General features: G+C 64.4%; 19 protein-coding genes. 9 read left to right on the top strand and 10 right to left on the bottom strand.

The features are described from left to right. The first annotated feature begins 158 nt into the window (after window positions 1-158). Window positions 159-344, top strand: a complete 186-nt coding sequence (locus B4I46_RS19005) for a c-type cytochrome (RefSeq protein ID WP_286901327.1) — start codon at window positions 159-161, stop codon at window positions 342-344. A 465-nt stretch (window positions 345-809) separates the two neighbouring features. Here the strand turns inward: B4I46_RS19005 and B4I46_RS19000 are convergent, their stop codons facing one another. Together B4I46_RS19000 and B4I46_RS18995 are read right to left on the bottom strand one after the other, a co-directional pair. After that, window positions 810-1121, bottom strand: coding sequence for a hypothetical protein (locus B4I46_RS19000; RefSeq protein ID WP_286901326.1), 312 nt, complete (start codon window positions 1119-1121; stop codon window positions 810-812). Window positions 1122-1387: 266 nt separating this feature from the next. Then, window positions 1388-1681 (bottom strand): hypothetical protein, encoded by a 294-nt coding sequence (locus tag B4I46_RS18995; RefSeq protein WP_110766560.1) that lies wholly within the window; start codon window positions 1679-1681, stop codon window positions 1388-1390. A 1160-nt stretch (window positions 1682-2841) separates the two neighbouring features. On the opposite strand from B4I46_RS18995, the gene B4I46_RS18990 reads away from it, so the two are divergent. Beyond that, entirely contained in the window at window positions 2842-3495 is a 654-nt protein-coding gene (locus B4I46_RS18990; protein WP_043860082.1) for a hypothetical protein, read from the top strand. Between the two features lie 136 nt (window positions 3496-3631). Beyond that, complete coding sequence (locus B4I46_RS18985) at window positions 3632-5335, top strand: SulP family inorganic anion transporter (RefSeq protein WP_043860081.1); 1704 nt, start codon at window positions 3632-3634, stop codon at window positions 5333-5335. A 68-nt stretch (window positions 5336-5403) separates the two neighbouring features. Here the strand turns inward: B4I46_RS18985 and B4I46_RS18980 are convergent, their stop codons facing one another. The 4 genes from B4I46_RS18980 to B4I46_RS18965 all read right to left on the bottom strand — a co-directional run bounded on the left by B4I46_RS18980 (window position 5404) and on the right by B4I46_RS18965 (window position 10981). Next, window positions 5404-6990, bottom strand: coding sequence for an alpha/beta hydrolase-fold protein (locus tag B4I46_RS18980; protein ID WP_253086616.1), 1587 nt, complete (start codon window positions 6988-6990; stop codon window positions 5404-5406). 7 nt (window positions 6991-6997) lie between these two features. Further along, complete coding sequence (locus tag B4I46_RS18975; RefSeq protein ID WP_286901323.1) at window positions 6998-9412, bottom strand: TonB-dependent receptor; 2415 nt, start codon at window positions 9410-9412, stop codon at window positions 6998-7000. A gap of 68 nt (window positions 9413-9480) precedes the next feature. Then, window positions 9481-10449, bottom strand: a complete 969-nt coding sequence (locus B4I46_RS18970) for a FecR family protein (RefSeq protein ID WP_286901322.1) — start codon at window positions 10447-10449, stop codon at window positions 9481-9483. Continuing rightward, a complete protein-coding gene (locus B4I46_RS18965) occupies window positions 10442-10981 on the bottom strand; it encodes an RNA polymerase sigma factor (RefSeq protein WP_043859744.1) in 540 nt (179 codons plus the stop codon). The genes B4I46_RS18970 and B4I46_RS18965 overlap by 8 nt, the downstream gene beginning before the upstream one ends. Before the next feature lie 191 nt (window positions 10982-11172). Between B4I46_RS18965 and B4I46_RS18960 the strand changes: the two genes are divergently transcribed. Then, the gene (locus B4I46_RS18960; protein WP_054914785.1) at window positions 11173-12201 is read left to right on the top strand and encodes a DUF4917 family protein; all 1029 of its coding nucleotides are present in this window, start codon (window positions 11173-11175) and stop codon (window positions 12199-12201) included. A gap of 163 nt (window positions 12202-12364) precedes the next feature. Then, window positions 12365-13252 carry a DMT family transporter gene (locus tag B4I46_RS18955; RefSeq protein WP_043859746.1) on the top strand — a complete coding sequence of 296 codons (888 nt, stop codon included), beginning with the start codon at window positions 12365-12367 and terminating at the stop codon, window positions 13250-13252. An 88-nt stretch (window positions 13253-13340) separates the two neighbouring features. Here the strand turns inward: B4I46_RS18955 and B4I46_RS18950 are convergent, their stop codons facing one another. The 4 genes from B4I46_RS18950 to B4I46_RS18935 form a co-directional block, all read right to left on the bottom strand. Continuing rightward, entirely contained in the window at window positions 13341-14558 is a 1218-nt protein-coding gene (locus tag B4I46_RS18950; protein WP_286901321.1) for a class I SAM-dependent methyltransferase, read from the bottom strand. A 108-nt stretch (window positions 14559-14666) separates the two neighbouring features. Beyond that, window positions 14667-15284, bottom strand: coding sequence for a TPM domain-containing protein (locus B4I46_RS18945; RefSeq protein WP_043859748.1), 618 nt, complete (start codon window positions 15282-15284; stop codon window positions 14667-14669). Between the two features lie 26 nt (window positions 15285-15310). Continuing rightward, on the bottom strand, window positions 15311-16048 hold the full coding sequence (locus B4I46_RS18940; RefSeq protein WP_286901319.1) for a TPM domain-containing protein: 738 nt from the start codon (window positions 16046-16048) through the stop codon (window positions 15311-15313). Further along, complete coding sequence (locus tag B4I46_RS18935) at window positions 16048-16644, bottom strand: LemA family protein (protein ID WP_043860787.1); 597 nt, start codon at window positions 16642-16644, stop codon at window positions 16048-16050. The genes B4I46_RS18940 and B4I46_RS18935 overlap by 1 nt, the downstream gene beginning before the upstream one ends. Window positions 16645-16828: 184 nt before the next feature. On the opposite strand from B4I46_RS18935, the gene bglX reads away from it, so the two are divergent. The 4 genes from bglX (at window position 16829) to B4I46_RS18915 (ending at window position 23761) form a co-directional block, all read left to right on the top strand. After that, entirely contained in the window at window positions 16829-19123 is a 2295-nt protein-coding gene (gene bglX / locus B4I46_RS18930; protein WP_088515508.1) for a beta-glucosidase BglX, read from the top strand. A gap of 63 nt (window positions 19124-19186) precedes the next feature. Continuing rightward, the gene (locus B4I46_RS18925) at window positions 19187-20944 is read left to right on the top strand and encodes a sensor histidine kinase (RefSeq protein WP_054914789.1); all 1758 of its coding nucleotides are present in this window, start codon (window positions 19187-19189) and stop codon (window positions 20942-20944) included. Further along, entirely contained in the window at window positions 20938-22281 is a 1344-nt protein-coding gene (locus B4I46_RS18920; protein WP_078479560.1) for a sigma-54-dependent transcriptional regulator, read from the top strand. The genes B4I46_RS18925 and B4I46_RS18920 overlap by 7 nt, the downstream gene beginning before the upstream one ends. Window positions 22282-22444: 163 nt before the next feature. Further along, window positions 22445-23761 carry an MFS transporter gene (locus tag B4I46_RS18915; protein WP_043860783.1) on the top strand — a complete coding sequence of 439 codons (1317 nt, stop codon included), beginning with the start codon at window positions 22445-22447 and terminating at the stop codon, window positions 23759-23761. The last annotated feature ends 247 nt before the right edge of the window (window positions 23762-24008 follow it).

Here is a 24008-nt window from a genome sequence, read left to right as displayed (position 1 = left end):
CTCACTTAGACGCTGAATGAAGCTTGATGAGGATACCGGGATGGACAATCGGGCAATGTTAATCTGCGAGCGCGCGAGCCTCGCTGGCAACGCCCAGGTGAACGCGGCAGACCCCGCCCAGCCTGTTGCACGTGGTGTTGATGGGGGCCGAAGGGCCAATGACCACGGGCAACCCCACCGGCGCTGGCATGCCGCGCTTCGACTGGAAAATGCCCGATGATGATGTGGCTGCAGTTCTGACCTACATCCGCAAAAGCTGGGGCAATGCAGCGCCACGCGTCAGTGAAGGCGACGTGCAAAAAGCGCGCGCCGACATTGGTGCTGAGCGCTGGATCAACCACTAATACCACGCTCAAGGGCCGGCAGGTCTAACCTGCTCGGCCTATTACCTTAACCCCTCATACCTGCGATCAGAATCCATCACCCGCGTTGCCTGATCCTCCTGAAACCCGGCAAAATCGACGTCACCGCACGGGCCGAGGACACGCGCATGCTTATTCAATTTGACTTGAATCAAAACGATCGTGATGCATTACTTCGGCATTGCCAGTCATTTCGCCCAAGCTCGGGAGACCCTTGGGAGGATCGCAGGGTATCTGATGCACTGGAGGCTCTCGCTGAGGCGCTAGAGGCTGCGAACCAGACGCCTGAGCCGTAACGTACTTGCTCACGTGCAAGTGAATCATTAAGGGAATCAGTATGACGACGGTAAGAACCTTCGCAGATCCCTAAGCCTCAATGCTGCTACGCAGGAAGCACTTAGCTAATTTGCGCTTGCAGTCATCGCTTGTTCTGCGATGCTTCCAACATCAAACAGTCACGACTGAAACGAGCTCAAAATATTTGAACCGTTTCTTCTTCGCGGCACTTTTGGCTTCCTGCTCGGCAACTAAACTACTCAACGTATTAGCATCATAAGTAAAAAACTCTTTATCCCCATCGTAAACCTTTGCCACTTTTAAAGTAACTCGCAATCTTGGAGCAGAGTACTTACGCTGCACTGGCTTCGGAGAAGCGGGAGATAATGGCTTGGGTGAAGACTTCGGTTGCTCACTGATGGTCGGCGCTGACAAGCCAAAAAGTGCTTGCCTCATTTCTTCCTCAGTTAGGTTTTCGGTCATTTTCTAAAATCTTATCAGACATTAACGACGGCTCTCACGGCGAATGAAGGTGGCCGCTTGATGCGCCGGGGAATGGTGACATCATCGCTTCCTGCCCACCAAAGTGGGGTGTCGGCATTTTAGGCGGGCATAGGGCTCTAGATAAAGCTTGGATCGTAGCAAGCGGCTAGTGGCTGAATGAGACCAGACTCGGGTCAGAATGCTGATGGTTATTCTTCAAACCACTCTGCGCATCGAGCATGAATCGACACGCAAAGTCACCCACATTACCTGAAGGTTGCATCAATCTTGGTATTAAACTGCTTTACTTCAAGAACATCTATCTCACACCCGCCTTTAGTATCACTTCCCCAGCCATTTTCAGACGCTTGCTGAAGCAATAGTTTCTTAATTGCGGCATTGACCGCAACCTGAATCTCTTCCTGAGACGGATCAGCATTGAGCGTTGCGGTCGACGAAGCGCTATATGAGATAGGCTTTTCACCATCAACGCCTTCAAACTTGAATTTAAACTTTACCAGCGTGCCCAGTGGAATATCGAACTCTATGGATTTATTCATACCAACTCCCTGGTTTCAGTTTGGGATTTAAATAGCGGTTTACCCGCAGGTGTTCGATTATCTATACCACGAGATCGCTATTTTTTCTACTCGACCCGCCGTGACGCCAGGCTCCATCAGCTAGCCGCGCCTTATCACAGGCCCCCAAAGCAGTCACCTGCTGCCATCCAGGGCTCATCCATCGGGCTTAATCGGCGCAGGGCCACCATTGCAAGCCACTGTGCCTGTGCCGTCTTCAAGGCAGAGAGGTCAGACGGGAACAGGGCATGGAAAAGCGCTTAGGAGCAGTACCCCCACAGGCGCTCGCTTCCTGATCTGATATCGCTTTGGAAAATCCTGTTCCGGTGAATAGGCACAGGCGCTGTGTAGCTGCGGCATATGCGATCTCCAACATGCTGGTATTAAACTCAAACCTCATCCCTCGGTATGGAATCCCTAATAGGTGAATGACTCCGAAACTCAAAAAATCGGATGTTTACATCACCGGTGCAAACCTAGAAGGCTAGCATTGAGCCATCCCTGTGAGAAGAACGCATTAATCGATCTGCCAATGCGACTCCTGTAGCCATTCATGAGCCTGAACCAGGCTAGTGAAGTCCTTTCTAGTGAGCGGCAGGGCATGGTTTGCTGGGCGTTCGTTTTTTTTGACGCCATTAGAAATGGTTTAGGGTTCGAACTGGCAGGTGGGCATAGCTGGCCAACATTGTAAAATATAGTGACTCCGCTTTCGGCCTAGGGCTGCTCATTGCTTTCCTTCCTGAGGAGTTCGCAGCGGAGAGTGGTCTAAAAGGAGGTGGATGCTTCGTGCACCATGGTGCACCTTCAGAATCTAGCCGGATTGCCAGTGATTAAGGGGTTTGGGGGGGGATTGAGGACTACACGGATACACGCTTTCAGGCGTATATGTCCAATAAGGGTTCGATTCCCTTCACCCGCTCCAGTCACTTCAGCTCCTCCAGCGCCACACCAGGCGGCTCGACAGAACGGATGACCGTTTGGTTGACCGGTACCTGATCCGAATTCAGCCTCTTCAAATCCCCTCTGCCTCCCTACCTTCTCGTTTCTAAGCCACAACGCTCCACTTCTTTTGTTGCCTACTTCTTTTGTTGCCGCTAGCGTGAGTACGCTACGGATAGCGCTGAAGATGAAAGGGCTCACTTTTGGAAAAGATCAAATTTGATGTCGACACTGTTTACTGCATATCCATAAAGGAAAGGCAGGACCGGCGTGATCTGTTCGAGAAGGCCGTCGGTTGCCTGCTTGAGAATCCAGTTACCTTTTATATTGTCGAGCGAAATGACGACCCTGTGCGAGGGTGCTTCGAGTCTCACCAGGCGCTGGCAAAGATGGCGTTGGCCAATGGTTTGCAGCGAATCCTGATATTCGAAGATGACGTAAAACCCTATCAACTGAAACCTGCGCAGATCGGCTGGACAAACCGCTTCATCCGTACCCGCCCTTTCAAAGCCCTGCATCTCGGCTACAGCATGGGCCGGACGTGGTTGACCTGGTTTCCTTTCATTGCCCGAGGGCGCGTGGTAGCGCTGCACGCCTACATTCTCTCCCGTGAAGGCTGTCGTGCCGTGGCCGAGGCTCGATACGACGGCACACCGATCGACAGGCTGTTCAGGAATCACATCAAGCAGTACTGCGCTTTCCCCATGCTGTTTCGACAACACGCAGCGTATGAGACTGGTAGTGATATCGAGGGAGCGTCAAAAGATGAGGATGAGTGGTGGGAGCGAAACTGGGATCGCCACAAGCGCTCACCGATCAAGAACTTCTGGAGAACGCTGTTCCGACTGAATTTTTGAAGCCGTGCCGTAGGGACGCCTGGCGATGACCGCACCATTGCAGTAGAAACCTGCCTGCGCCTGATTCAGATCAACACCGCCCCCAAAGACCTTGGTAAAACCCACCGCTGCTCCGAAACATCACAAGGATCGGTCCATGTTTCTCTCCCGCTGGCTCCCCGGCCTCGCCAACCTGCTGCGTTACCGTGCCGAATGGTTTCGCCCTGACCTCCAGGCAGGCCTGTCGGTTGCCGCCATCCAGATCCCCATCGCCATCGCTTACGCGCAGATCGTCGGCCTGCCTCCGCAGGTCGGGCTGTACGCGTGCATCCTGCCCATGATGGTGTACGCCCTGGTGGGCAGCTCGCGCCAGTTGATGGTCGGGCCCGACGCTGCCACCTGCGCCATGGTCGCCGGTGCCGTGGCGCCGCTGGCCATGGGCGACCCGGCGCGCGTGGCACAGTTGTCGGTGATCGTCACGGTGCTGGTGGGGCTGATGCTGATCGCCGCAGGCCTGGCACGGGCCGGCTTCATTGCCAGTTTCTTCTCCCGACCGATTCTGATCGGCTACCTCAACGGTATCGGCCTGAGCCTGCTGGCCGGCCAGCTGGGCAAGGTGCTGGGGTTCAAGATCGAGGGCAACGGCTTCGTGCTCAGCCTGATCAACCTGCTCGAACGCCTGAACGAAATCCATTGGCTGACGCTGTTCATCGGCCTGGCCGGCCTGGCTCTGCTGATCTGGCTGCCCCGGCGCTACCCCAAGCTGCCGGCAGCGCTGGTGACCGTGGCCATCGCCACCCTGGTGGCCGGCCTGTTCGGCCTGGACCGCTTCGGCGTGGCAGTCCTCGGTCACGTGCCCTCGGGCATGCCCACCCTCGCCTGGCCGCAGACCAACCTCGAAGAGATGAAAAGCCTGCTGCGTGACGCCCTGGGTATCGCTACGGTCAGTTTCTGCAGCGCCATGCTGACCGCACGCAGCTTCGCCGCACGCCATGGCTATGCGATCAACGCCAACCATGAATTCCTCGCCCTGGGCGTATCGAACCTGGCCGCCGGCGCCTCGCAGGGGTTTGCCATCAGCGGCGCCGACTCGCGTACCGCAGTCAACGACATGGTGGGTGGCAAGAGCCAGCTGGTGGGCATCATCGCGGCGCTGGTGATCGCGCTGTGCCTGCTGCTGTTCACCGTGCCCATGGCGTGGATCCCGCAGGCAGCCCTGGGCGCCGTGCTGCTGATGGCCGGCTGGGGCCTGATCGACGTCAAGTCGCTGAGCAAGATCTACACCCTCAGCCGCTTCGAGTTCTGGCTGTGCATCCTGACCACGGTCGGCGTGCTGGGCGTGGGCGTGCTGCCGGGCATCATCATCGCGGTGACCCTGGCGATCCTGCGTCTGCTCTACACCATCTACCAGCCCACCGATGCAGTGCTGGGCTGGGCGCCCGGCATCGAGGGCCAGGTGGACATCCGCCGCCACAAGGACGCGCGCACGGTGCCAGGGCTGGTGGTGTACCGCTTCGACGACGCGATCCTGTTCTTCAACGCCGACTACTTCAAGATGCGCCTGCTCGACGCGGTGCAGAAGGAGGTGGAAGCCCGCGCCGTGCTGTTCGACGCCGAGGCGGTCAGCTCGATCGACGTGAGCGGCATCGCGGCGCTGCGCGAAGTGCGTGAAACCCTGATGGCCCAGGGTATCGTGATGGGCATCGCCCGGGCCCGCGGCAGCTTCCTGCGGATGCTGGTGCGCTCGGGGCTGGCGCGGGAGATGGGCAGCGAGCTGCTGTACGGCTCGGTGCGGGCAGGCATTCGCGCCTACCGACTGTGGCGCAACAAGGTCAGGCGCGAGGCGGCTGTCGCGCAGTAAACCTTTCGCCGGCAAGGCCGGCTCCTGGCGATGTTGCAGGAGCCCGCCTTGCCGGCGAAGCGGCAGGGTCAACGCGGCTCACAGGCCTGCGGCGTCCCCTGCCCGCTACCGATCAGGGCGATCAACCCACACGGCAATGACCCACGCCATTGCAGGTAGTCATGCCCGGCCGGGTATTCCACCTGCACCACCGGATACCCCTTGGCCTGCAGCACGTCGCGCAACTGGCGATTGGTGTCGAGAATCTTCGGCCCCTCGAACAACCCCGACTGCAGGTAGAAGCGCAGCGGCGCACGCGGTGCACGCACGTACTCGCGGGTCAGCCAACCAGGCTCCATTCCTTCCGGCGCCCACCAGTACGACCCCGACAGGCTCAGCACATTGCCGAACAGCTCCGGATGCTGCAGCCCCAGGTAGGCCGAGGCCAGCCCGCCGTAGCTGGAACCTGCCACCACCGTGCGGTCGGCTGGGGCCGACAGCCCGCGCGCCTTCGCCCAGGGCATCAGTTCCTCGGCCATGAACCGCGCAAACTGCGGGTTGGGTGGCAGCTCGACCTGGCGCGACAGGTCGGTCGGGTTGGCGATGATCAGCGCAGCAGTGGGGCCGATCAGGCCATCGGCGAGCAGGTTGTCAAGCAGCGTCGGGGTGGGCACCTGCCGGGTGTAGGCATGCGCATCGAACAGCACCAGCAGCCCCTGCCCCGCCGCCCCCGGCGTCCAGCCCGGCGGCCGGTACAGGTACACGTCACGCTGGTTGCCCAGCACCTTGCTGGTCAGCACCTGGCGCTCCAGCGTGCCCCGGGCTACCCCGGGGCGCTGCGCCACCCAGGGCTGCGCCGGCGCGTCGGCAAGCTCCAGGCGCGAGCGCGACAGCCAGCGATCGCCACTGCCATCGGCAAAGCCGTTGGGGTTGAGCGGGTCTTGCCGGGAGCTGGCCAGAATCACCCGGCGGTCAGTGGAGGGCGGTACGTCCGGTGCCATCTGGTAGCTCATCCGGGTGCTGGAAGGCACCACGTAGCTACGAAACCACACATCGCTGTCGCCCAGGCGCTGCAGCTCATCATGGTTGCCCGACGGCGCGCCGAATACCCGAACGTTGTGCCGGGCACCTCGCCACAGGAAGGTCACCAGCGATTGCCCGGGCTGCTCCGCCAGCGCTTCGACCAGGGGCGTACCCTGCTGCTCGCGGGCCTTCCAGAAGGCCTGGGTATCGCCCCCCTTGGCCACATGCGCCGCCAGCTCGCGCATCACCGGGCTTTGCAGGCGCGTCTGCTGGGCCTGCTGCTCGGCCACGCTGGTGACACCGGTCAGCTTGAGCGAATAGGCAGCCTGCGGGCGGGTGGCGATGGCTTCTGCGCGCACGCCATACAGGCCGTCGTGGGGGGCGATGAACATGAAGTCGCGCACCATGTCCAGCCCGTCCACCAGCAACCGCACCGGCTGGCCGTCGGCATCGAGCAGGCGCACGCTGACGTCGCCCTCCACGCGCCCCTGCACGAAGTCACCGGCCTTGAGCGGCACGGTCCATACCGGCTGCCGGCCCTGGCCGATGGCGCCACTGACGCTGTGCCCGGGCACCAGCGAGGCCGCCATTGCGGCGCCGCCGGTCAGGCTGGCCAGCGCAAGGCCGGCGCAAAATGTCTTGAGTCGTTGCATGTACACCTCAGAAGTCGATGCTGGCCGAAAGTTTCAGCGTGCGCGGCTCGCTGACCGTGGCGTAGCCGTCGTTGAACACACCGGCCCAGTAGGCACGGTTCTCGACGTTCTCCAGGCTGGCGCGCAGCACCACGTCCTTGCTCAGGATGCGCGTGCTGTAGCGACCGCCCAGGTCATAGCGGGTCCACTGCGGAATCTTCAGTTCGTTGGCCGAATCCAGGTACTGCGAGCTGCTGTGGATGGCCAGCGCGGTCAGGGTCAGGCCCTCGACCCAGGGCGTGTCCCACTCGCCGCCCAGGTTGGCCGACCACTGCGGCACCCCGCGCGCGGCGTTGCCATCGAGCTTGCCGCCAGCGGTCTTGGTCAGCTCGGCACGGGTATAGGTCACCCCACCCAGCAGGCGTACGCTCGGCGTCAGCGAACCGAACAGGTTCCACTCCACCCCGCGATTGCGCTGCTGACCATCGTCGGTGTAACGGTTGCTGGCGGTGTCGAGCATCATGCTCGGCTTCTCGATCTGGAACACGCTGACGGTGTGGGTGAAGTCGCCCAGGTCCCACTTGACCCCGGCTTCCACCTGCTTGGACTTGTACGGGGCGAACTGCTCGCCATAGTTGGCAGCCGACAGGTCGCTGACCATGCCGCCCTGGGTCAGGCCCTCGATGTAGTTGGCGTACAGCGAGACATCCGCCTCCCACGGCCTGAGCACCACGCCCAGTGCCGGGGTCAGCGCATGCTCGTCATACGAAGGCGAACTCATCTTCTGGCGCACCCGCTGCGAGCGCACGCCCAGGGTCAGCAACAGCTTGTCGTCGACGAAGCCCAGGGTATCGGCCACGGCAAAGCTCGACAGAGTGTTGTCGCCGGTCTTGTCGCTGGAGCCGATGTTGCCGGCAATGATCGGCTTGCCGGGGTGATAGATGTTGGTCGTGTACTTTGCCCCGGTGACGGTGGCGGCGCGACCGATGTCCTGGTGCAGCAGGGTGGTGCTGAGCACCAGCTGGTGGGTCACCGGACCGGTACTGAAGTTGCCGCGCACACCCGCTTCGGTGGACAGGCTATGGGTATAGCCGCCCTGGTTGTAGGTTTCGGCGGTGGCGTCGCCGTTGCCGGAGGTGATGATCGAGCGCGTGCCGTTGAGGAAGCCCTTGTAGCGGGTACGCGCACCGCCGACGCTGGCGTAGGCCGTCCAGTCGTCCGACAGCTCGTATTCGCCGCGCAGGATCACCGCCTTGCTGATCTGCTTGGCCGAAATACCGTCGAGGATGTTGGAATCCGGCTTGGGCGCCTTGGTCACGTAGCCCAGTTTGCTGAAGCCGGCCATCATCGGGCTGCCGTTCTGCATCTTTTCGTGGCTTTCGTAGGCATCGAGTTCCAGCTTCCAGCCATCGCCACGGTAATCCATGCCCAGGGACGCCAGGGTGCGGTCCTTGGACTGGTCGTCGACCCCGGTGTCACCGCTGCCGTACACGCCGTTGAAGCGGATGCCCAGGCGGTTCTCCTCACCCAGGCGCCGGCTCAGGTCCAGGTGCTCGGCCCAGTAGCCGTCGGATACGTAGCTGGTGGTCAGGCGCGTCAGTGGCGCATCCCCGGCCCGCTTGGGCACCAGGTTGATCACCCCGCCCACACCGCCGTTGGGGGCCATGCCGGTGAGCAGTGCGCCAGGGCCCTTGAGCACCTCGACGCGCTCCAGGAACTCGGTGGGCACATGCCCATCGGGCGCCAGGCCATACAGACCGTTGACCGCAAGCTCGGTGGAGTCGATGGAGTAGCCGCGGATCATGAAGTTTTCGTAGGTGTGGCCTTCACCGGTGCTGAAGCGCACCGACGGGTCGTTGCGCAGCACCGCGCCCACCGTGCCGCTCTGCTGGTTTTCCATGTGCTGGGCGGTGTAGGCGGTGATGTTGAAAGGGGTTTCCATGATGTCGCGATTGCCCAGCATGCCCACCTTCGCACCGCGTGCCACCTGGCCACCGCTGTAGAGCTCGGGCGGGTTGCTGCTGTTGCCCACCTGCGCATTGACCGTGGTGGCACCCAGGGTCAGCGCGCCGTCGCTCTCGGGGCGACGCAGGATGATCACGCCGTTTTCTTCGCTGGCCACCAGGCCGCTGTTGTCCAGCAGGCGTTGCAGCGCCTGTTGCAGGGTGAAGCGGCCCTGCAGCGCCGGGGCATCGCGCCCGGCCAGCCACTGGCTGTCGGCGGCAATCGCCACCCCCGCCTCGCGGGACAGCGCCTGCACCGCGCTATCCAGCGGCTGGCTGGGCAGGTCGAGCGCCAGCACGCGGGTGCCTGCGCTCAGCTCGGCCGACACGGCCGACAGGCTGGCCGCGCCAAGGGCACAGGCCAGCACCAGGTGGCGAAGGGTGCTGGGGATAACCGAAGAAGGCGACGGACGCGTGGTCCGGGCGAGGAAAAACGACATGATCTGTCCTTTGAGCTAGGGAGTTGCCAGGAAGACGCGCTAGCTGGCCGCTACCCCTCAAAAAAATTTCAACGTAGCTGCAGCCAGGTGTACTCACCCTTCTGCATCAGGCTCAGCGGCAGCACCCTGGGCAAGGCGTTCAGCAATATGTCGGGGCGGTCGCTGGGGAAGCTGCCGGTCAGGCGCAGCCCGGCTGCTCCCTCGCCAAGCCGCACCTGACGGTTGCTGTAGGCATTGAATTCGTCGATCACCTCGGCCAGCGGTGCATCGGTGAACGACCACCAGCCCTGGCGCCAGTGCTCGGCGTTCGGGGCCGCCTGCGGGTGATGCTCCACCGGCCCCGGCACGCCGGGTTCGCCCAGGCGCACCCGGTCGCCCGCCAGCAGTTCGCGGGTCTCGCCATCCAGGCCGCGCACCTTCACATGACCGCGGGTCACCGCCACCTGGATATCGCCGCCACGGTCGCTGACGCTGAAGGCGGTGCCCAGCACCTGCACCTGCCCCAGCCGGGTGCTGACCAGGAAGCTGCGCAGGCGCTCGTGGGCCACGTCGAAAAACACATTGCCGTGGGCCAGCATGACCTCGCGCTGGCCGTTGCTGTACTTCACCTGCACGTTGCTTTCGGCCGCCAGCACCATCTGGCTGCCGTCGGGCAGCAGTACATTGCGTGCGGGCGCTGCATGTTCGGTCAGCAGCACCTGGTCGAACTGTGGCCGGCGCTGCCACAGCCAACCCAGCCATGCACCGCACCCGACCACCGCCAGCAGGCCGGCACCCTGGCGCAGCAGGCGACGCCGGCCGAGGTTGACCGGCTCGGGGGCCAGCGAGCCGCGCAACTGCGGGGTCAGTCGATGGATCATCTGCCAACGCTGCTCGGCCTCCAGCCAGGCACGCTCATGCTCGCTGCTTTTGTTGCGCCAACGCTGCAACTGCCCGCTCACCTCGCGCACGCGGGAGGGGTCGTCACTGTGCAGCCCCGCCAGGTAGCCCAGCGCCTGCTGTACCTTGCGGGGCGAAACCGGCCGCGCCTCAGACATGACGGCAGGCCTGGCTCAGTTCGGACAGGTCGAACACCGCGCGGCCGATGTGCAGCTCCACGGCCTTGGCCGACAGCTGCAGCTCGTCACACACCTGGCGATGGCTCTGGCCATGCAGGCGCACGCGCACGAACACCTCACGGCGCAGACGCGGCATGCGCTCGATACGCGCAATCAGTTGCTGCAACTGCTCGCGGGCAATCAGGATCTCTTCCACGCTGGGGGTGAGCCCATCGGCCCGTGTCAGCCAGTCCTCCAGCGCCGCCAGCTCGCGACTGCGCCGGCGAAACTGGTCGATGCACAGGTTGCGCGCCGCCTGGAACAGCAGCGCACGGGCATTGATCACCGGGGCATTGAGGGCATGCGCGTAGGCCTGGGCAAAGCTCGACTGGGCAATATCGGCCGCATCATCGGGGTTGCGCAGTCGGCTGCCGAGGTAGCGACGCAGGTCGGTGTAGTGCGCGAGCAGCTCGTCGGCGACAGCCGCAAACGACGGCGCGCCGGCCGTCCAGGGGGTTGAAAGCGAGGTCATGGGCGTCCGGCGCGTGATAAGGCAGACAAAACATTAATGGGAATTCGTATCATTCTCACACACTCACTCTGCCTTCGGCCACCCCTCAGTACCCCGTGGCAGACACCGCAGGTTCCGGAGCGCTGATGACAACGCGCCGGTGTGCTACAGTCGCGCCCTGCCAACGTGCAACAAATCCCTACGAGATCCACATGCCCCTCGCCGACGTCGACGCAACCCTGGCGGCCTGGCCGCACCTCAATACCGCCCACCCGTGCACCAGCCTGCTGCTGGGCAACGGTACCAGCCGCGCCATCTGGCGCCCGTTCGCCTACTTTTCGCTGTTCGAGCTGGCCCAGCGCGTGCGCCACAAGCCCCTCGGCCTCACCGACCAGGCACTGTTCAAATCGATGAACAGCGAGCTGTTCGCGCCGGTCCTCAGTGCCCTGAACACCACCGTGCAGGTCAATGCCGCGCTGGCGATCAGTTCGTCGGCACCGCTCAACCGCTACTACGCGATCAAGGAAGCGCTGATCCACGCCGTGCGCAGCGTGCACATTCCCTGGAAGCTGCTGCCCACTGCCCACCTGGCCGCGATCAACGCCGAGCTGCGCACCTACCAGCGTGTGTTTTCCAGCAACTACGACCTGCTCTGTCACTGGGCCGTGAACCAGGCGCCGCACGGCTTTGCCGAGCTGTTCGACGAGGAAGGCGATTTCGACGTCAGCCGGGCTCAGGGGGCGGGCACGCGAATGCACTACCTGCATGGCGGCCTGCACCTGCTGCGCACCCAGCACGGCACCACGCGCCAGCGGGCGGCCAGCGGCAGCCAGTTGCTCGACGGCTTTGCCATCAACACCCCGGGCGATGTGCCGCTGTTCGTGAATGAAGACAGCAGCGACAACAAGCTGCGGGCGATTCGCGGGTCCGATTACCTGACCTGGTGCTACGCCGCGCTGGCGACGCAGCGCGAGGGGCTGTGCGTGTTCGGGCATCACCTGGACCGTGCCGACCGGCACCTGGTGGAGGCGATCAGGCAGGCGCAGCCGACACACCTGGCCATTTCGATCCTGCCGGTGAACGAGGCGGCCATCGTGAGCCAGAAGCAGCATTACGCGCGGGTGTTCGAAGCGTGCCCGGGCATCGAACTGCATTTTTTCGATGCCACCACGCACCCGCTGGGCGCGCTGGCGAATGTGCCCGCGCCGCCGCCCAAGGCAGTGGGGCGGCGTCGGCGCTAGGCCGGCCCCCACAGGAGGGCGCGAAGCCTGTAGGAGCCGGCCTTGCCGGCGAAAAGGCCGGCGCGACGCCCAACTGTACGGACACCTTTGTTGCCAACTGTAACCAGATTCCCCACCCCACCTGTGGCTCAATGAGCGGCCCCTCCAGCCCTCAGGCGCGCTCATGTCTACCCGCGAAAACACCGGCCTGGCCCTCGGCCTGCTCGGCGTCATCATCTTCAGCCTGACCCTGCCCATGACCCGCATCGTGGTGCAGGAGATGCACCCGCTGCTCAACGGCCTGGGCCGGGCCCTGGTGGCCGCGATCCCGGCAGCGGCGCTGTTGCTGTGGCGCCGTGAAAAGTGGCCCACCTGGCAGCAGGTCAAGGGCCTGAGCCTGGTGGCGCTGGGGGTGATTCTCGGTTTCCCGGTGCTGTCGGCCTGGGCCATGCAGAGCGTGCCGGCCTCCCACGGCGCACTGGTCAACGGCCTGCAACCCTTGTGCGTGGTGGTGTATGCGGCGTGGCTGTCCCACGAGCGACCTTCCACGGCGTTCTGGGCATGGGCGGCGCTGGGCAGCGCACTGGTGGTGGCCTACGCGATGATCATGGGCGCCGGACACATCCAGGCCGGTGACCTGCTGATGCTGGCGGCGATTGCGGTGGGCGGGCTGGGCTATGCCGAAGGCGGCCGCCTGGCGCGGGAGATGGGCGGTTGGCAGGTGATCTGCTGGGCGCTGGTGCTGTCCAGCCCGCTGCTGCTGGGGCCGGTGGTGTACCTGGCGCTGCAGCATGAGGGCGCGATCAGCCCGCGGGCCTGGTGGGCGTTCGGCTATGTGTCGCTGTTTTCGCAGTTCATCGGCTTTTTTGCCTGGTACGCCGGGCTGGCGCTGGGCGGAATCTCACGGGTGAGCCAGGTGCAGCTGCTGCAGATCTTCTTCACCATCGCGCTGTCGGCGCTGTTCTTTGGCGAGCAGGTGGCGCCGATCACCTGGGTGTTTGCCGGCGGGGTGATTCTGACGGTAGTGCTGGGGCGCAAGGCGCGGGTGCATCCGGCACCGGTCAAGGTCTGAGGTGCCGCCATCGCGGGTCAAGCCCGCTCCCACAGGTAAGGGTGATCCTTGTGGGAGCGGGCTTGACCCGCGATGACGGTGGTGAGGTTCAGACAGGAATCAAGCCATCGGCCCGCAGCAGCGTCTCCAGACAATGCTCCTTGACCCCATAGAACGCCTTGAGCGCCTGGATCTTCTCCAGCAACGCCTGCGCCGCCACCGGCTCGCGCCGCCGGGTGGCCAGGATCATCTTGTTCTTGTTGGTGTGCTCCAGCGAGATGAACTCGAATACCTTGGTCTCGTAGCCACAGGCCTCCAGGTACAACGCACGCAGGCTGTCGGTGAGCATCTCGGCCTGCTGCCCCAGGTGCAGGCCGTACTGCAGCATCGGCTTGAGCAACCCCGGGCTGTGCATCTGCGGGCGAATCTGCTTGTGGCAGCACGGCGAGCACATGATGATCGCCGCGCCACAGCGAATACCGGTATGAATCGCGTAGTCGGTGGCAATGTCACAGGCATGCAGGGCGATCATCACCTCGATGGCGCTGGGCACCACGCTGCGCACATCGCCACACTCGAACTTCAGCCCCGGATGCTCCAGGCGCGCGGCGGCGGCATTGCACAGCTCGACCATGTCCGGGCGCAACTCCACGCCCGTCACCTGCGCCTCGCGCTGCAGGGTGTTGCGCAGGTAGTCGTGGATCGCGAAGGTCAGGTAGCCCTTGCCCGAGCCGAAGTCCGCCACCCGCACCGGCTGATCTGCCGCCAGTGGCGCGCTGCTCAGCGCATGGGAGAACACCTCGATGAACTTGTTGATCTGCTTCCATTTGCGCGACATCGCCGGAATCAGCGCCTGCTGCTTGTCGGTCACGCCCAGATCGTGCAGAAACGGCCGGCTCAGCTCCAGGTAGCGCTTCTTCTCGCGATCATGCTCGCCGGTCACCACCTCGCGCGCCTGCTGCACGGCGTTGCGATGCAGCATCGGCTTACCCTTCTTGGTGAACTCCAGCTGCACCTCGTCGTTCAGGCTGAGCAGGTGCGCGTTGCGAAACGAAGCCGGCAACAGCTCACCGATCAACGTCAGCGCCTCGTCCAGCGCCAGGTTGCGGGTGATGTCGCGGGTCTTGTAGCGGTACACGAACGACAGGCTGGCCTGCCCCTTGATCGTCAGCGGCTTGGCCGTTACCCGCTGCAGGTCGACCTCGGCGCCGACATGGCGCGCCAGCACCAGTTTGATGAAGGTGTGCTGGTGCAGGCTGGTGGCGAGCAGCGCCAGAAACTGCGCACGCGCATCCGGCGCGGCCTGGACGGTGGGGGTTGCGGACATGGGGAGTGGGTGCCTCGGGTTGCGGGGGGCGCCCGCAGGCGCGCAATGGCGCGCATTTTACGTGGATGACCGCCCCAGGCACAGCATTTGTCGATCAGCGCGCATGCCTCAGCCCAGCAGCACCAGCCGGTTGGGCAGCTCGTTGCGCGCCTGGGTCACCGGCACATGGGCCGCCAGCAGCTCGCCACAGGCCTCGATGCAGGTGACAAAGCCCTGCAGGGTCTGGCCCTGCTGCACCTGGGCGGTGAAGGTGCGCACGATGGCGTCCCAGGCCTGGTTGTCGAGGCGACTGGAGATGCCCTCGTCCACCAGGATCTCCACATACCGCTCGGCCTCGCTGACGAAGATCAGCACCCCGGTGCGGCCCACGGTGTGATGCAGGTTCTGCTCCAGAAACTGGCGCCGCGCCAGGTTCGACGCACGCCAGTGGCGCACCCTGCGCGGCACCAGCCAACTGGTCAGGCGCGGCAGGCGGAACACCAGGCACAGCACGATGAAGGTCAGCCACTGCGCCAGCAGCAGGCCATGCACGCTCAGCCAGCCGCTCAGGTAATAGAGGACGCCCGGCACCACCAGCGCCAGCAGGCTGGCCCACAGCAACGGGATATAGGCATAGTCGTCGGCACGCGCCGCCAGCACCGTCACCAGCTCGGCATCGGTACGCTGTTCTACCTGGGCGATGGCCTGGGCCACCTGACGCTGTTCGTATTCACTGAGCAATGCCATGTACGTGTGTGTCTCTTGTCGTGTAGTTACCAGCCGCCGGAGGACCCGCCCCCGCCGAAACTGCCGCCGCCGCCACTGAAGCCACCGCCGCCACCGCCCAGGCCGCCCCCGAAACCGCCGCCAAGACCACCGCCAAAGCCCCCGCGCCCACCGCGGCCACCCCCGCCAAGGCCCTGCAGGGCGAACACGATGATGATCATCAGGATGAACAGGCCCACCGCCCAGACCGGCGCACCTTGCTGCTGCGCCTCGTCTGCCAGAGGCCGCGCCGGCTCGTCCAGCGGTGCGCCGCCCAGCACCTGAAGGATGGCCGCCGTGCCAAGCACGATGCCCTGGCTGAAGTCGCCACGGCGAAACGCCGGGGTGATCACGCTGTTGATGATGACCGAGGCCTGGGCATCGGTCAGGCGGCCCTCCAGGCCATAGCCGACTTCGATGCGCAGCTTGCGCTCCTGGGGGGCGACGATCAACAGCGCACCGTTGTCCTTGCCCTGCTGGCCGATGCCCCAGTGGCGCCCCAGCTGGTAGCCATAGTCCTCGATGGCCTGCCCCTGCAGGCTGGCCAGGGTCACCACCACGACCTGCTCGCCGGTGGCCTGCTCGTGCGCCTTGAGCATCTGCTCAAGCTGGCTGCGGGTGGCGCCGTCGAGCAGCCCGGCCTGGTCCACCACCCGTGCACTGAGCGCCGGGAACTGGGGCGCGGCCCACAGCCAGCCGCTCGCCGCCAGCAGCACCAGCAGCAGCGCCGCCTTGAGCACACGCATCAGAATTTCACTTCAGGCGCTTTGTCGGCATCGGCGCTGGTGGCCTCGAAGTTCTCGCGCAGCGGCATGTCGCTGTACATCACGCTGTGCCACAGGCGCCCGGGGAAGGTACGGATCTCGGTGTTGTAGCGCTGCACGGCGGCGATGAAGTCCTTGCGCGCCACCGCGATACGGTTTTCCGTACCCTCGAGCTGGGACTGCAGGGCCAGGAAGTTCTGGTTCGACTTCAGGTCCGGGTAACGCTCCGAGACCACCATCAGGCGCCCCAGCGCACCGCCCAGCTGGGCCTGTGCGGCCTGGAACTGGCGCAGTTTTTCAGGATCGTCCAGGGTGCTGGCATCGACCTTGATCGAGGTGGCCTTGGCCCGCGCTTCGATGACCGCGGTCAAGGTGGCCTGCTCCTGCCTGGCGTAACCTTTGACCGTTTCGACCAGGTTGGGAATCAGGTCGGCACGGCGCTGGTACTGGTTCTGCACCTGGGCCCAGGCCGCCTTGACCTGTTCGTCGTATTGGGGAATGTTGTTGATGCCGCAACCGGCCAGCAGGCTGGCCAGTGCCAGCACCAGCCACAACCGTGCTCTGTTCGATACCTGCATTGTCGCTACGCTCCGTGAGTGCTCGAAATGCGCCGGACTTGAGGCATAATCCGACGCCGCCGCTGGATCGTGATGGCCCAATCGGCTAAAAGGTGCCCCAGCAAACTACAACAATAGCCGCTTCCCCAACTTCGGCTTGCCAGTCTGCACCGTGACGACTGCCGCAGCCTTGAGAACAGAATTCATGAACAAGCTGTGTTTGCTGGGCCTGCTCGTCAGCCTGGCCAGCCAGTCGGCCTTCGCTGACTCGCCTGCCGCCGCGCCATTGCAAGACAAACAGGCGTTCATCGCCAACCTGCTCAAGCAGATGAGCGTCGAGGAAAAGATCGGCCAGTTGCGCCTGATCAGCATCGGCCCGGAAATGCCGCGCGAGAAAATCCGCGAGGAAATCGCCGCCGGGCGCATCGGCGGTACCTTCAACTCGATCACCCGTGACGAGAACCGGCCCATGCAGGACGCCGCCATGCGCGGGCGCCTGAAGATCCCGATGTTCTTCGCCTATGACGTGATCCACGGCCACCGCACCATCTTCCCGATCAGCCTGGGCCTGGCCGCCAGCTGGGACATGCAGGCCATCGCCCAGGTCGGCCGTACCTCGGCCCTGGAAGCGGCCGCCGACGGCATCGACATGACCTTCGCGCCCATGGTCGACATTGCCCGCGACCCGCGCTGGGGCCGTACCAGCGAAGGCTTTGGCGAAGACACCTACCTGGTGTCGCGTATCTCCAGGGTGATGGTCGAATCGTTCCAGGGCCGCAGCCCGGCCAACGCCGACAGCATCATGGCCAGCGTCAAGCACTTTGCACTGTACGGCGCGGTGGAAGGCGGGCGCGACTACAACACGGTCGATATGAGCCCCACGCGCATGTACAACGAGTACCTGCCGCCCTACCGCGCCGCCATCGATGCCGGTGCCGGCGGCGTGATGGTGGCGCTGAACTCGATCAACGGTGTGCCCGCCACCTCCAACACCTGGCTGATGAACGACCTGCTGCGCCGCGACTGGGGCTTCAAGGGCGTGACCGTCAGCGACCATGGGGCGATCACCGAGCTGGTGCGCCACGGCGTGGCCGCCGATGGCAAGCAGGCGGCGCAGCTGGCGATCAAGGCCGGCATCGACATGAGCATGAACGACACGCTGTATGGCCAGGAACTGCCGGGGCTGCTCAAGTCCGGCGCGGTCAGCCCGGCCGAGCTGGACAACGCGGTGCGCGAGATTCTCGGCGCCAAGTACGACATGGGCCTGTTCGCCGACCCGTACCGGCGCATCGGCCAGGCCAAGGACGACCCGGCCGACACCTATGCCGACAGCCGCCTGCACCGCGACATCGCACGGGACGTGGCGCGTCGCAGCCTGGTGCTGCTGGAGAACCGCCAGCAGACCCTGCCGCTGAAAAAGTCCGGCACCATCGCCCTGGTCGGCCCGCTGGCCGATGCCCCGATCGACATGATGGGCAGCTGGGCCGCCGCCGGTCGCCCGCACCAGTCGGTGACCGTGCGCGAGGGCCTGCGCCGTGCCCTGGGCGACAAGGCCAGGGTGCTCTACGCCAAAGGCTCGAACGTGACCGGCGACAAGGCCGTGCTCGACTACCTCAACTTCCTCAACTTCGACGCCCCGGAAATCGTCGATGACCCGCGCCCGGCTGCCGTGCTGATCGACGAAGCGGTCAAGGCCGCCAGGCAGTCGGACGTGGTGGTGGCCGTGGTCGGCGAATCGCGGGGCATGTCCCACGAATCGTCCAGCCGCACCACCCTGGAGATCCCGGCGGTGCAGCGCGAGCTGATCAAGGCCCTCAAGGCCACCGGCAAACCGCTGGTGCTGGTGCTGATGAACGGTCGCCCGCTGTCGCTGGCGTGGGAGCGCGAGCAGGCCGACGCCATCCTGGAAACCTGGTTCAGCGGCACCGAAGGCGGCAACGCCATCGCTGACGTGCTGCTGGGCGACTACAACCCCTCGGGCAAGCTGGCCATCACCTTCCCGCGCTCGGTGGGGCAGATCCCGATGTACTACAACCACCTGCGCATCGGCCGCCCGTTCACCCCCGGCAAGCCCGGCAACTACACCTCGCAGTACTTCGAGGAACCCAACGGCCCGCTGTACCCCTTCGGCTACGGCCTGAGCTACAGCACCTTCAGTGTGTCGGCACCGAGCCTGTCGAGCACGACACTGAAACAGGGCCAGAGCCTGGAGGTCAGTGTGCGCGTGAAGAACACCGGCCAGCGTGACGGCGAAACCGTGGTGCAGCTGTACCTGCAGGATGTGGCCGCCTCGATGAGCCGCCCGGTCAAGGAACTGAAGAACTTCCAGAAGCTCATGCTCAAGGCCGGCGAGGAGCGCACCCTGCACTTCACCGTGCAGCCGGACGACCTGAAGTTCTACAACAGCCAGTTGCAGTGGGTTGCCGAACCTGGCGAGTTCAACGTCCAGGTCGGCCTGGACTCCGAAACCGTGCAACAGCAACGCTTCGAGCTGCTGTAAGTCGCTGTGACGTTCACGGGGAAGCGCCTGGCAGCCTTCCCCCCTGCCAGGGTACTGCTTGCCATGCCGTTCACTTACCGCGCCGTGCGACTGGGCCTGATTCTGCTGCTGATCACCGCCGGCACCCTGCTGGCCGCCGGCTGGGCGATGAATCAGGCCAAGCGTCAAGCCATGCTCGACGATACCCAGCGGGCCAGCCAGCAACTGGCGCTGTACGCCAACTCGCTGCACACCCTGATCGAACGCTACCGCGCCCTGCCCGCTGTGCTGGCGCTGGACTCCGAACTCATCGCAGCCCTCGGCGGCCCGGTGGGCGAAGCGACCCAGGACGCGTTGAACCGCAAGCTCGAACGCATCAACGGCGCCGCCAGGTCGTCCACCCTCGAACTGCTCGACCACACCGGCCTGGCCGTGGCGGCCAGCAACTGGCGCCTGCCTACCACCTACGTGGGGCAGAACTACGGCTTTCGACCGTACTTCAAGCAGACCCGCACCCAGGGCAGCGGGCGCTTCTATGCGGTGGGGGTGACCAGCGGCATTCCCGGCTACTTTCTGTCCAGCGCGGTGCTGGGCGACCAGGGGCGGTTTCTCGGGGCCATGGTGGTCAAGCTGGAGTTTCCCGAGCTTGAGCGCGAATGGCGCCAGGGCAGCGACGTGCTGCTGGTCAGCGACGCCCGCGGGATCATCTTCCTGGCCAACCAGGACGGCTGGCGCTACCGCGAGCTGAACCCGCTATCGGCGGCCGATTTCAATGAGCTGGACGCCACCCGCCAGTACGACAAGAAGTCGCTCTTGCCCCTGCAGCGCCAGGTGCTGACCCGCTTTGACGACAACAGCCACCTGGTGCGCGTGCAGCGCCCCGAAGGCGACACCGACTACCTGTGGGAAAGCCTGCCGCTGGAAGCCGAGGGCTGGACCCTGCACCTGCTGCGCACACCGCGCACCGGGGATGACGAGCGCAACGCCGGGCTGACGGCCGCCGCCGTCTGGCTGACCCTGGTGTTCGCGGTGCTGTTCATCAGCCAGCGCCTGCGCCTGGCCCGCCTGCGCCAGCGCAGCCGCGACGAGCTCAAGCGCCTGGTGGAGGAACGCACCCATGAACTGCGCATGGCTCAGGAGGGCCTGGTGCAGTCGACCAAGCTGGCGGCGCTGGGGCAGATGTCCGCCGCGCTGGCCCACGAGCTCAACCAGCCGCTGACCACCCAGCGCATGCAGCTGGCCACCCTGCGCCTGCTGCTCGACAACGAGCGCCTGGACGAAGCACGCCAGGCCCTGCAGCCGCTGGAACAGATGCTCACGCGCATGGCGGCCCTTACCGGACACCTGAAAACCTTTGCCCGCAACAGCCCCAGCGGCCTGCGCGAACGTCTGGACCTGGCCACCGTGGTCGACCAGGCGCTACAGTTGCTCGACCCGCGCATCCGCGCCGAGGGCGTCAGCACCGCGCTGTACCTGGCGCGTCCGGCCTGGGTACGCGGCGACGCCATCCGCCTGGAACAGGTGTTGATCAACCTGTTGCGCAACGCCCTGGACGCCATGGCCGACAAAACCTGGAAACACCTGGAGATCCGTATCGAAAAGCAGCATGACCACTGGCACCTGAGCGTGCTCGACAGCGGCGGCGGCATCAAGCAGGAGCACCTGGGCTGCGTGTTCGACCCATTCTTCACCACCAAACCGGTGGGCGAAGGGCTGGGCCTTGGGCTGGCGATTTCCTACGGCATCATCCATGAAGCCGGCGGGCGCCTGCAGGTCGACAACCAGCCAGGCGGTGCGCGTTTCAGCCTGACCCTGCCCTGCGACCCGGAGCCTGCATGCTGAATGCGGTGATTGTCGTCGACGACGAGGCCAGCATCCGTACCGCGGTGCAGCAGTGGCTGAGCCTGGCCGGCTTCGAGGTGCAGCTGTTCGAACGTGCCGAGGCGTGTCTGGCACAGCTGCCCGAGCACTTTCCCGGGGTGATCCTGAGCGATGTGCGCATGCCCGGCATGGGCGGCCTGCAACTGCTGGAGCAACTGCAGGGGCGTGATGCCGACCTGCCGGTGATTCTGCTTACCGGGCATGGCGACGTGCCGATGGCGGTCGAAGCCATGCGCAATGGCGCCTACGATTTTCTGGAAAAGCCCTTCAGCCCCGACAGCCTGCTCGGCAGCCTGCGCCGCGCCCTGGAGAAACGCCAGCTGGTGCTGGAGAACCGCCGACTGCATGAACAGGCCGACCTCAAGGTGCGCCTGGAAAACACCCTGCTGGGCATGTCGCCTGGCCTGCAGCAACTGCGTCGCCAGGTGCTGGACCTGGCCGGGCTGCCGGTCAATGTGCTGATACGCGGCGAAACCGGTAGCGGCAAGGAGCGCGTCGCGCGGTGCCTGCATGATTTCGGCCCGCGGGCCGACAAGCCGTTCGTGGCGCTCAACTGTGCGGCGATCCCCGAGCAATTGTTCGAGGCCGAGCTGTTCGGACACGAGAGCGGCGCCTTCACCGGCGCCCAGGGCAAGCGCATCGGCAAGCTCGAATATGCCAACGGTGGCACGCTGTTCCTCGACGAGATCGAGAGCATGCCGCTGGCCCAGCAGGCCAAGCTGCTGCGGGTGATCCAGGAGCACAAGCTCGAGCGCCTGGGCGCCAACCAGAGCATCAGCGTGGACCTGCGCATCATTGCCGCCACCAAGCCCGACCTGCTGCTCGAAGCCCGCGCCGGGCGTTTTCGCGAAGACCTGGCGTACCGTCTGAACGTGGCCGAACTGCGCCTGGCGCCGTTGCGCGAGCGGCGCGAAGACATCCCCCTGCTGTTTGCCCATTTTGCCCGCGCCGCCGCCGAACGCCTGGGCCGCAGCGCCGCCGACCCCAGTGGCGCACAACTGGGCCGGCTACTCAGCCACGACTGGCCGGGCAACGTGCGCGAACTGGCCAACGCCGCCGAGCGCCACGCCCTGGGCCTGGACGATGCGCAATCGGCGGCAGTGGCGCATACCGGGCAATCGCTGGCTGCCCAACAGGAAGCCTTCGAGGCCCAGTGCCTGCGCGCCGCCCTGAGCCGTCATCAGGGCGACATCAAGGCGGTGCTCGAGGAGCTGCAACTGCCCCGACGTACCCTGAACGAGAAGATGCAACGCCACGCACTGGTGCGCGAAGACTTCCTCGAACGCCCCGGCTCATAGGCGGATTCTTGCCTATCGCTGCACCACCAATGAGCGGATTTCCGCTCATTCGACCTGCCAAACCCTTCTAAACCGGGCCTTCGCTGGCTGGCACGGGTCCTGCTATGGCCCTGTCAGGCCGCGTTTACACGCGCACCACAAAAACAACTAGAAGGTTGCTTCAATGGATAACTCCACCTCTCTGCCTGCTGGGGCAGCGGCCGCACCCGCTGAAAAAACCACCTCCAGCCGCCTCAAGTCGATTTTCTCCGGCTCCATCGGCAACATGGTCGAATGGTACGACTGGTACGTCTACGCGGCGTTCTCGCTGTACTTCGCCAAGGCCTTCTTCCCGGCCGGCAACACCACCACCCAACTGCTCAACACCGCCGCGATCTTCGCCGTGGGCTTCCTGATGCGCCCGATCGGTGGCTGGCTGATGGGTATCTATGCCGACCGCAAGGGCCGCAAGGCCGCGCTGATGGCCTCGGTACTGCTGATGTGCGCCGGCTCCCTGGTGATCGCCCTGACACCCAGCTACGAAACCATCGGCGTCGCCGCGCCGGTGCTGCTGGTGATCGCACGCCTGATGCAGGGCCTGTCGGTGGGGGGTGAATACGGCACCTCGGCCACCTACCTCAGCGAGATGGCAACCAAGGAGCGTCGCGGTTTCTTCTCCAGCTTCCAGTACGTCACGCTGATCTCCGGCCAGCTCATCGCGCTGGCGGTGCTGATCATCCTGCAGCAGACCCTGACCACCGAGCAGCTGTACTCGTGGGGCTGGCGCGTACCCTTCGTGATCGGCGCGCTGTGCGCGGTGGTGGCGTTGTACCTGCGTCGCGGCATGGAAGAGACGGCCTCGTTCACCAAGAAGGAAAAGGCCAAGGAAAGCTCGATGCGCACCCTGCTGCGCCACCCCAAGGAACTGGCGACCGTGGTCGGCCTGACCATGGGCGGCACCCTGGCGTTCTACACCTACACCACCTACATGCAGAAGTACCTGGTGAACACGGTGGGCATGAGCATCAGTGACTCGACCATGATCTCGGCGGCCACCCTGTTCCTGTTCATGTGCCTGCAGCCGGTGATCGGCGGCCTGTCGGACAAGATCGGCCGTCGCCCGATCCTGATCGCCTTCGGTGTGTTGGGCACCCTTTTCACCGTGCCAATCCTGACCACGCTGCACACCATCGAGACCTGGTGGGGTGCGTTCTTCCTGATCATGGCAGCACTGATCATCGTCAGCGGCTACACCTCGATCAACGCGGTGGTCAAGGCAGAGCTGTTCCCCACCGAGATCCGCGCGCTGGGCGTGGGCCTGCCGTATGCGCTGACCGTGTCGATCTTCGGTGGCACGGCCGAGTACGTGGCACTGTGGTTCAAGAGCATCAACATGGAGACCGGCTACTACTGGTACGTCACGGCGTGCATTGCCGTCTCGCTGCTGGTGTACGTGTTCATGAAGGACACCCGCAACAACTCGCGGATCGAGACCGACTGATCGGTTTGCTGCAATAGACAAGGGGCCTCCAGCGATGGAGGCCCCTTTTTTGTGGGCTTAATTCGGCATTAATGCGGGTGCGCGATGCTGGGCCCACTCAGAACCGAGTCGTCCTCCTGGCTGGCAAGCCAGCGCCCCTGGGTGCTTCGGCGCTCGCAAAACACTGAGGGCACTGGCTTGCCAGCAGAGGCCAACCGCTTTCTTATGTATCGATTTAATAGATTCATATAGGCAATATTTTGTGCTT

The organism is Pseudomonas sp. UBA7500 (genome assembly GCF_002478435.1).
Classification (GTDB): Bacteria; Pseudomonadota; Gammaproteobacteria; order Pseudomonadales; family Pseudomonadaceae; genus Aquipseudomonas; species Aquipseudomonas palmensis.
The sequence above is the reverse complement of the archived record's forward strand: the minus strand, read 5'-3'. Positions and strand labels throughout refer to the sequence as shown.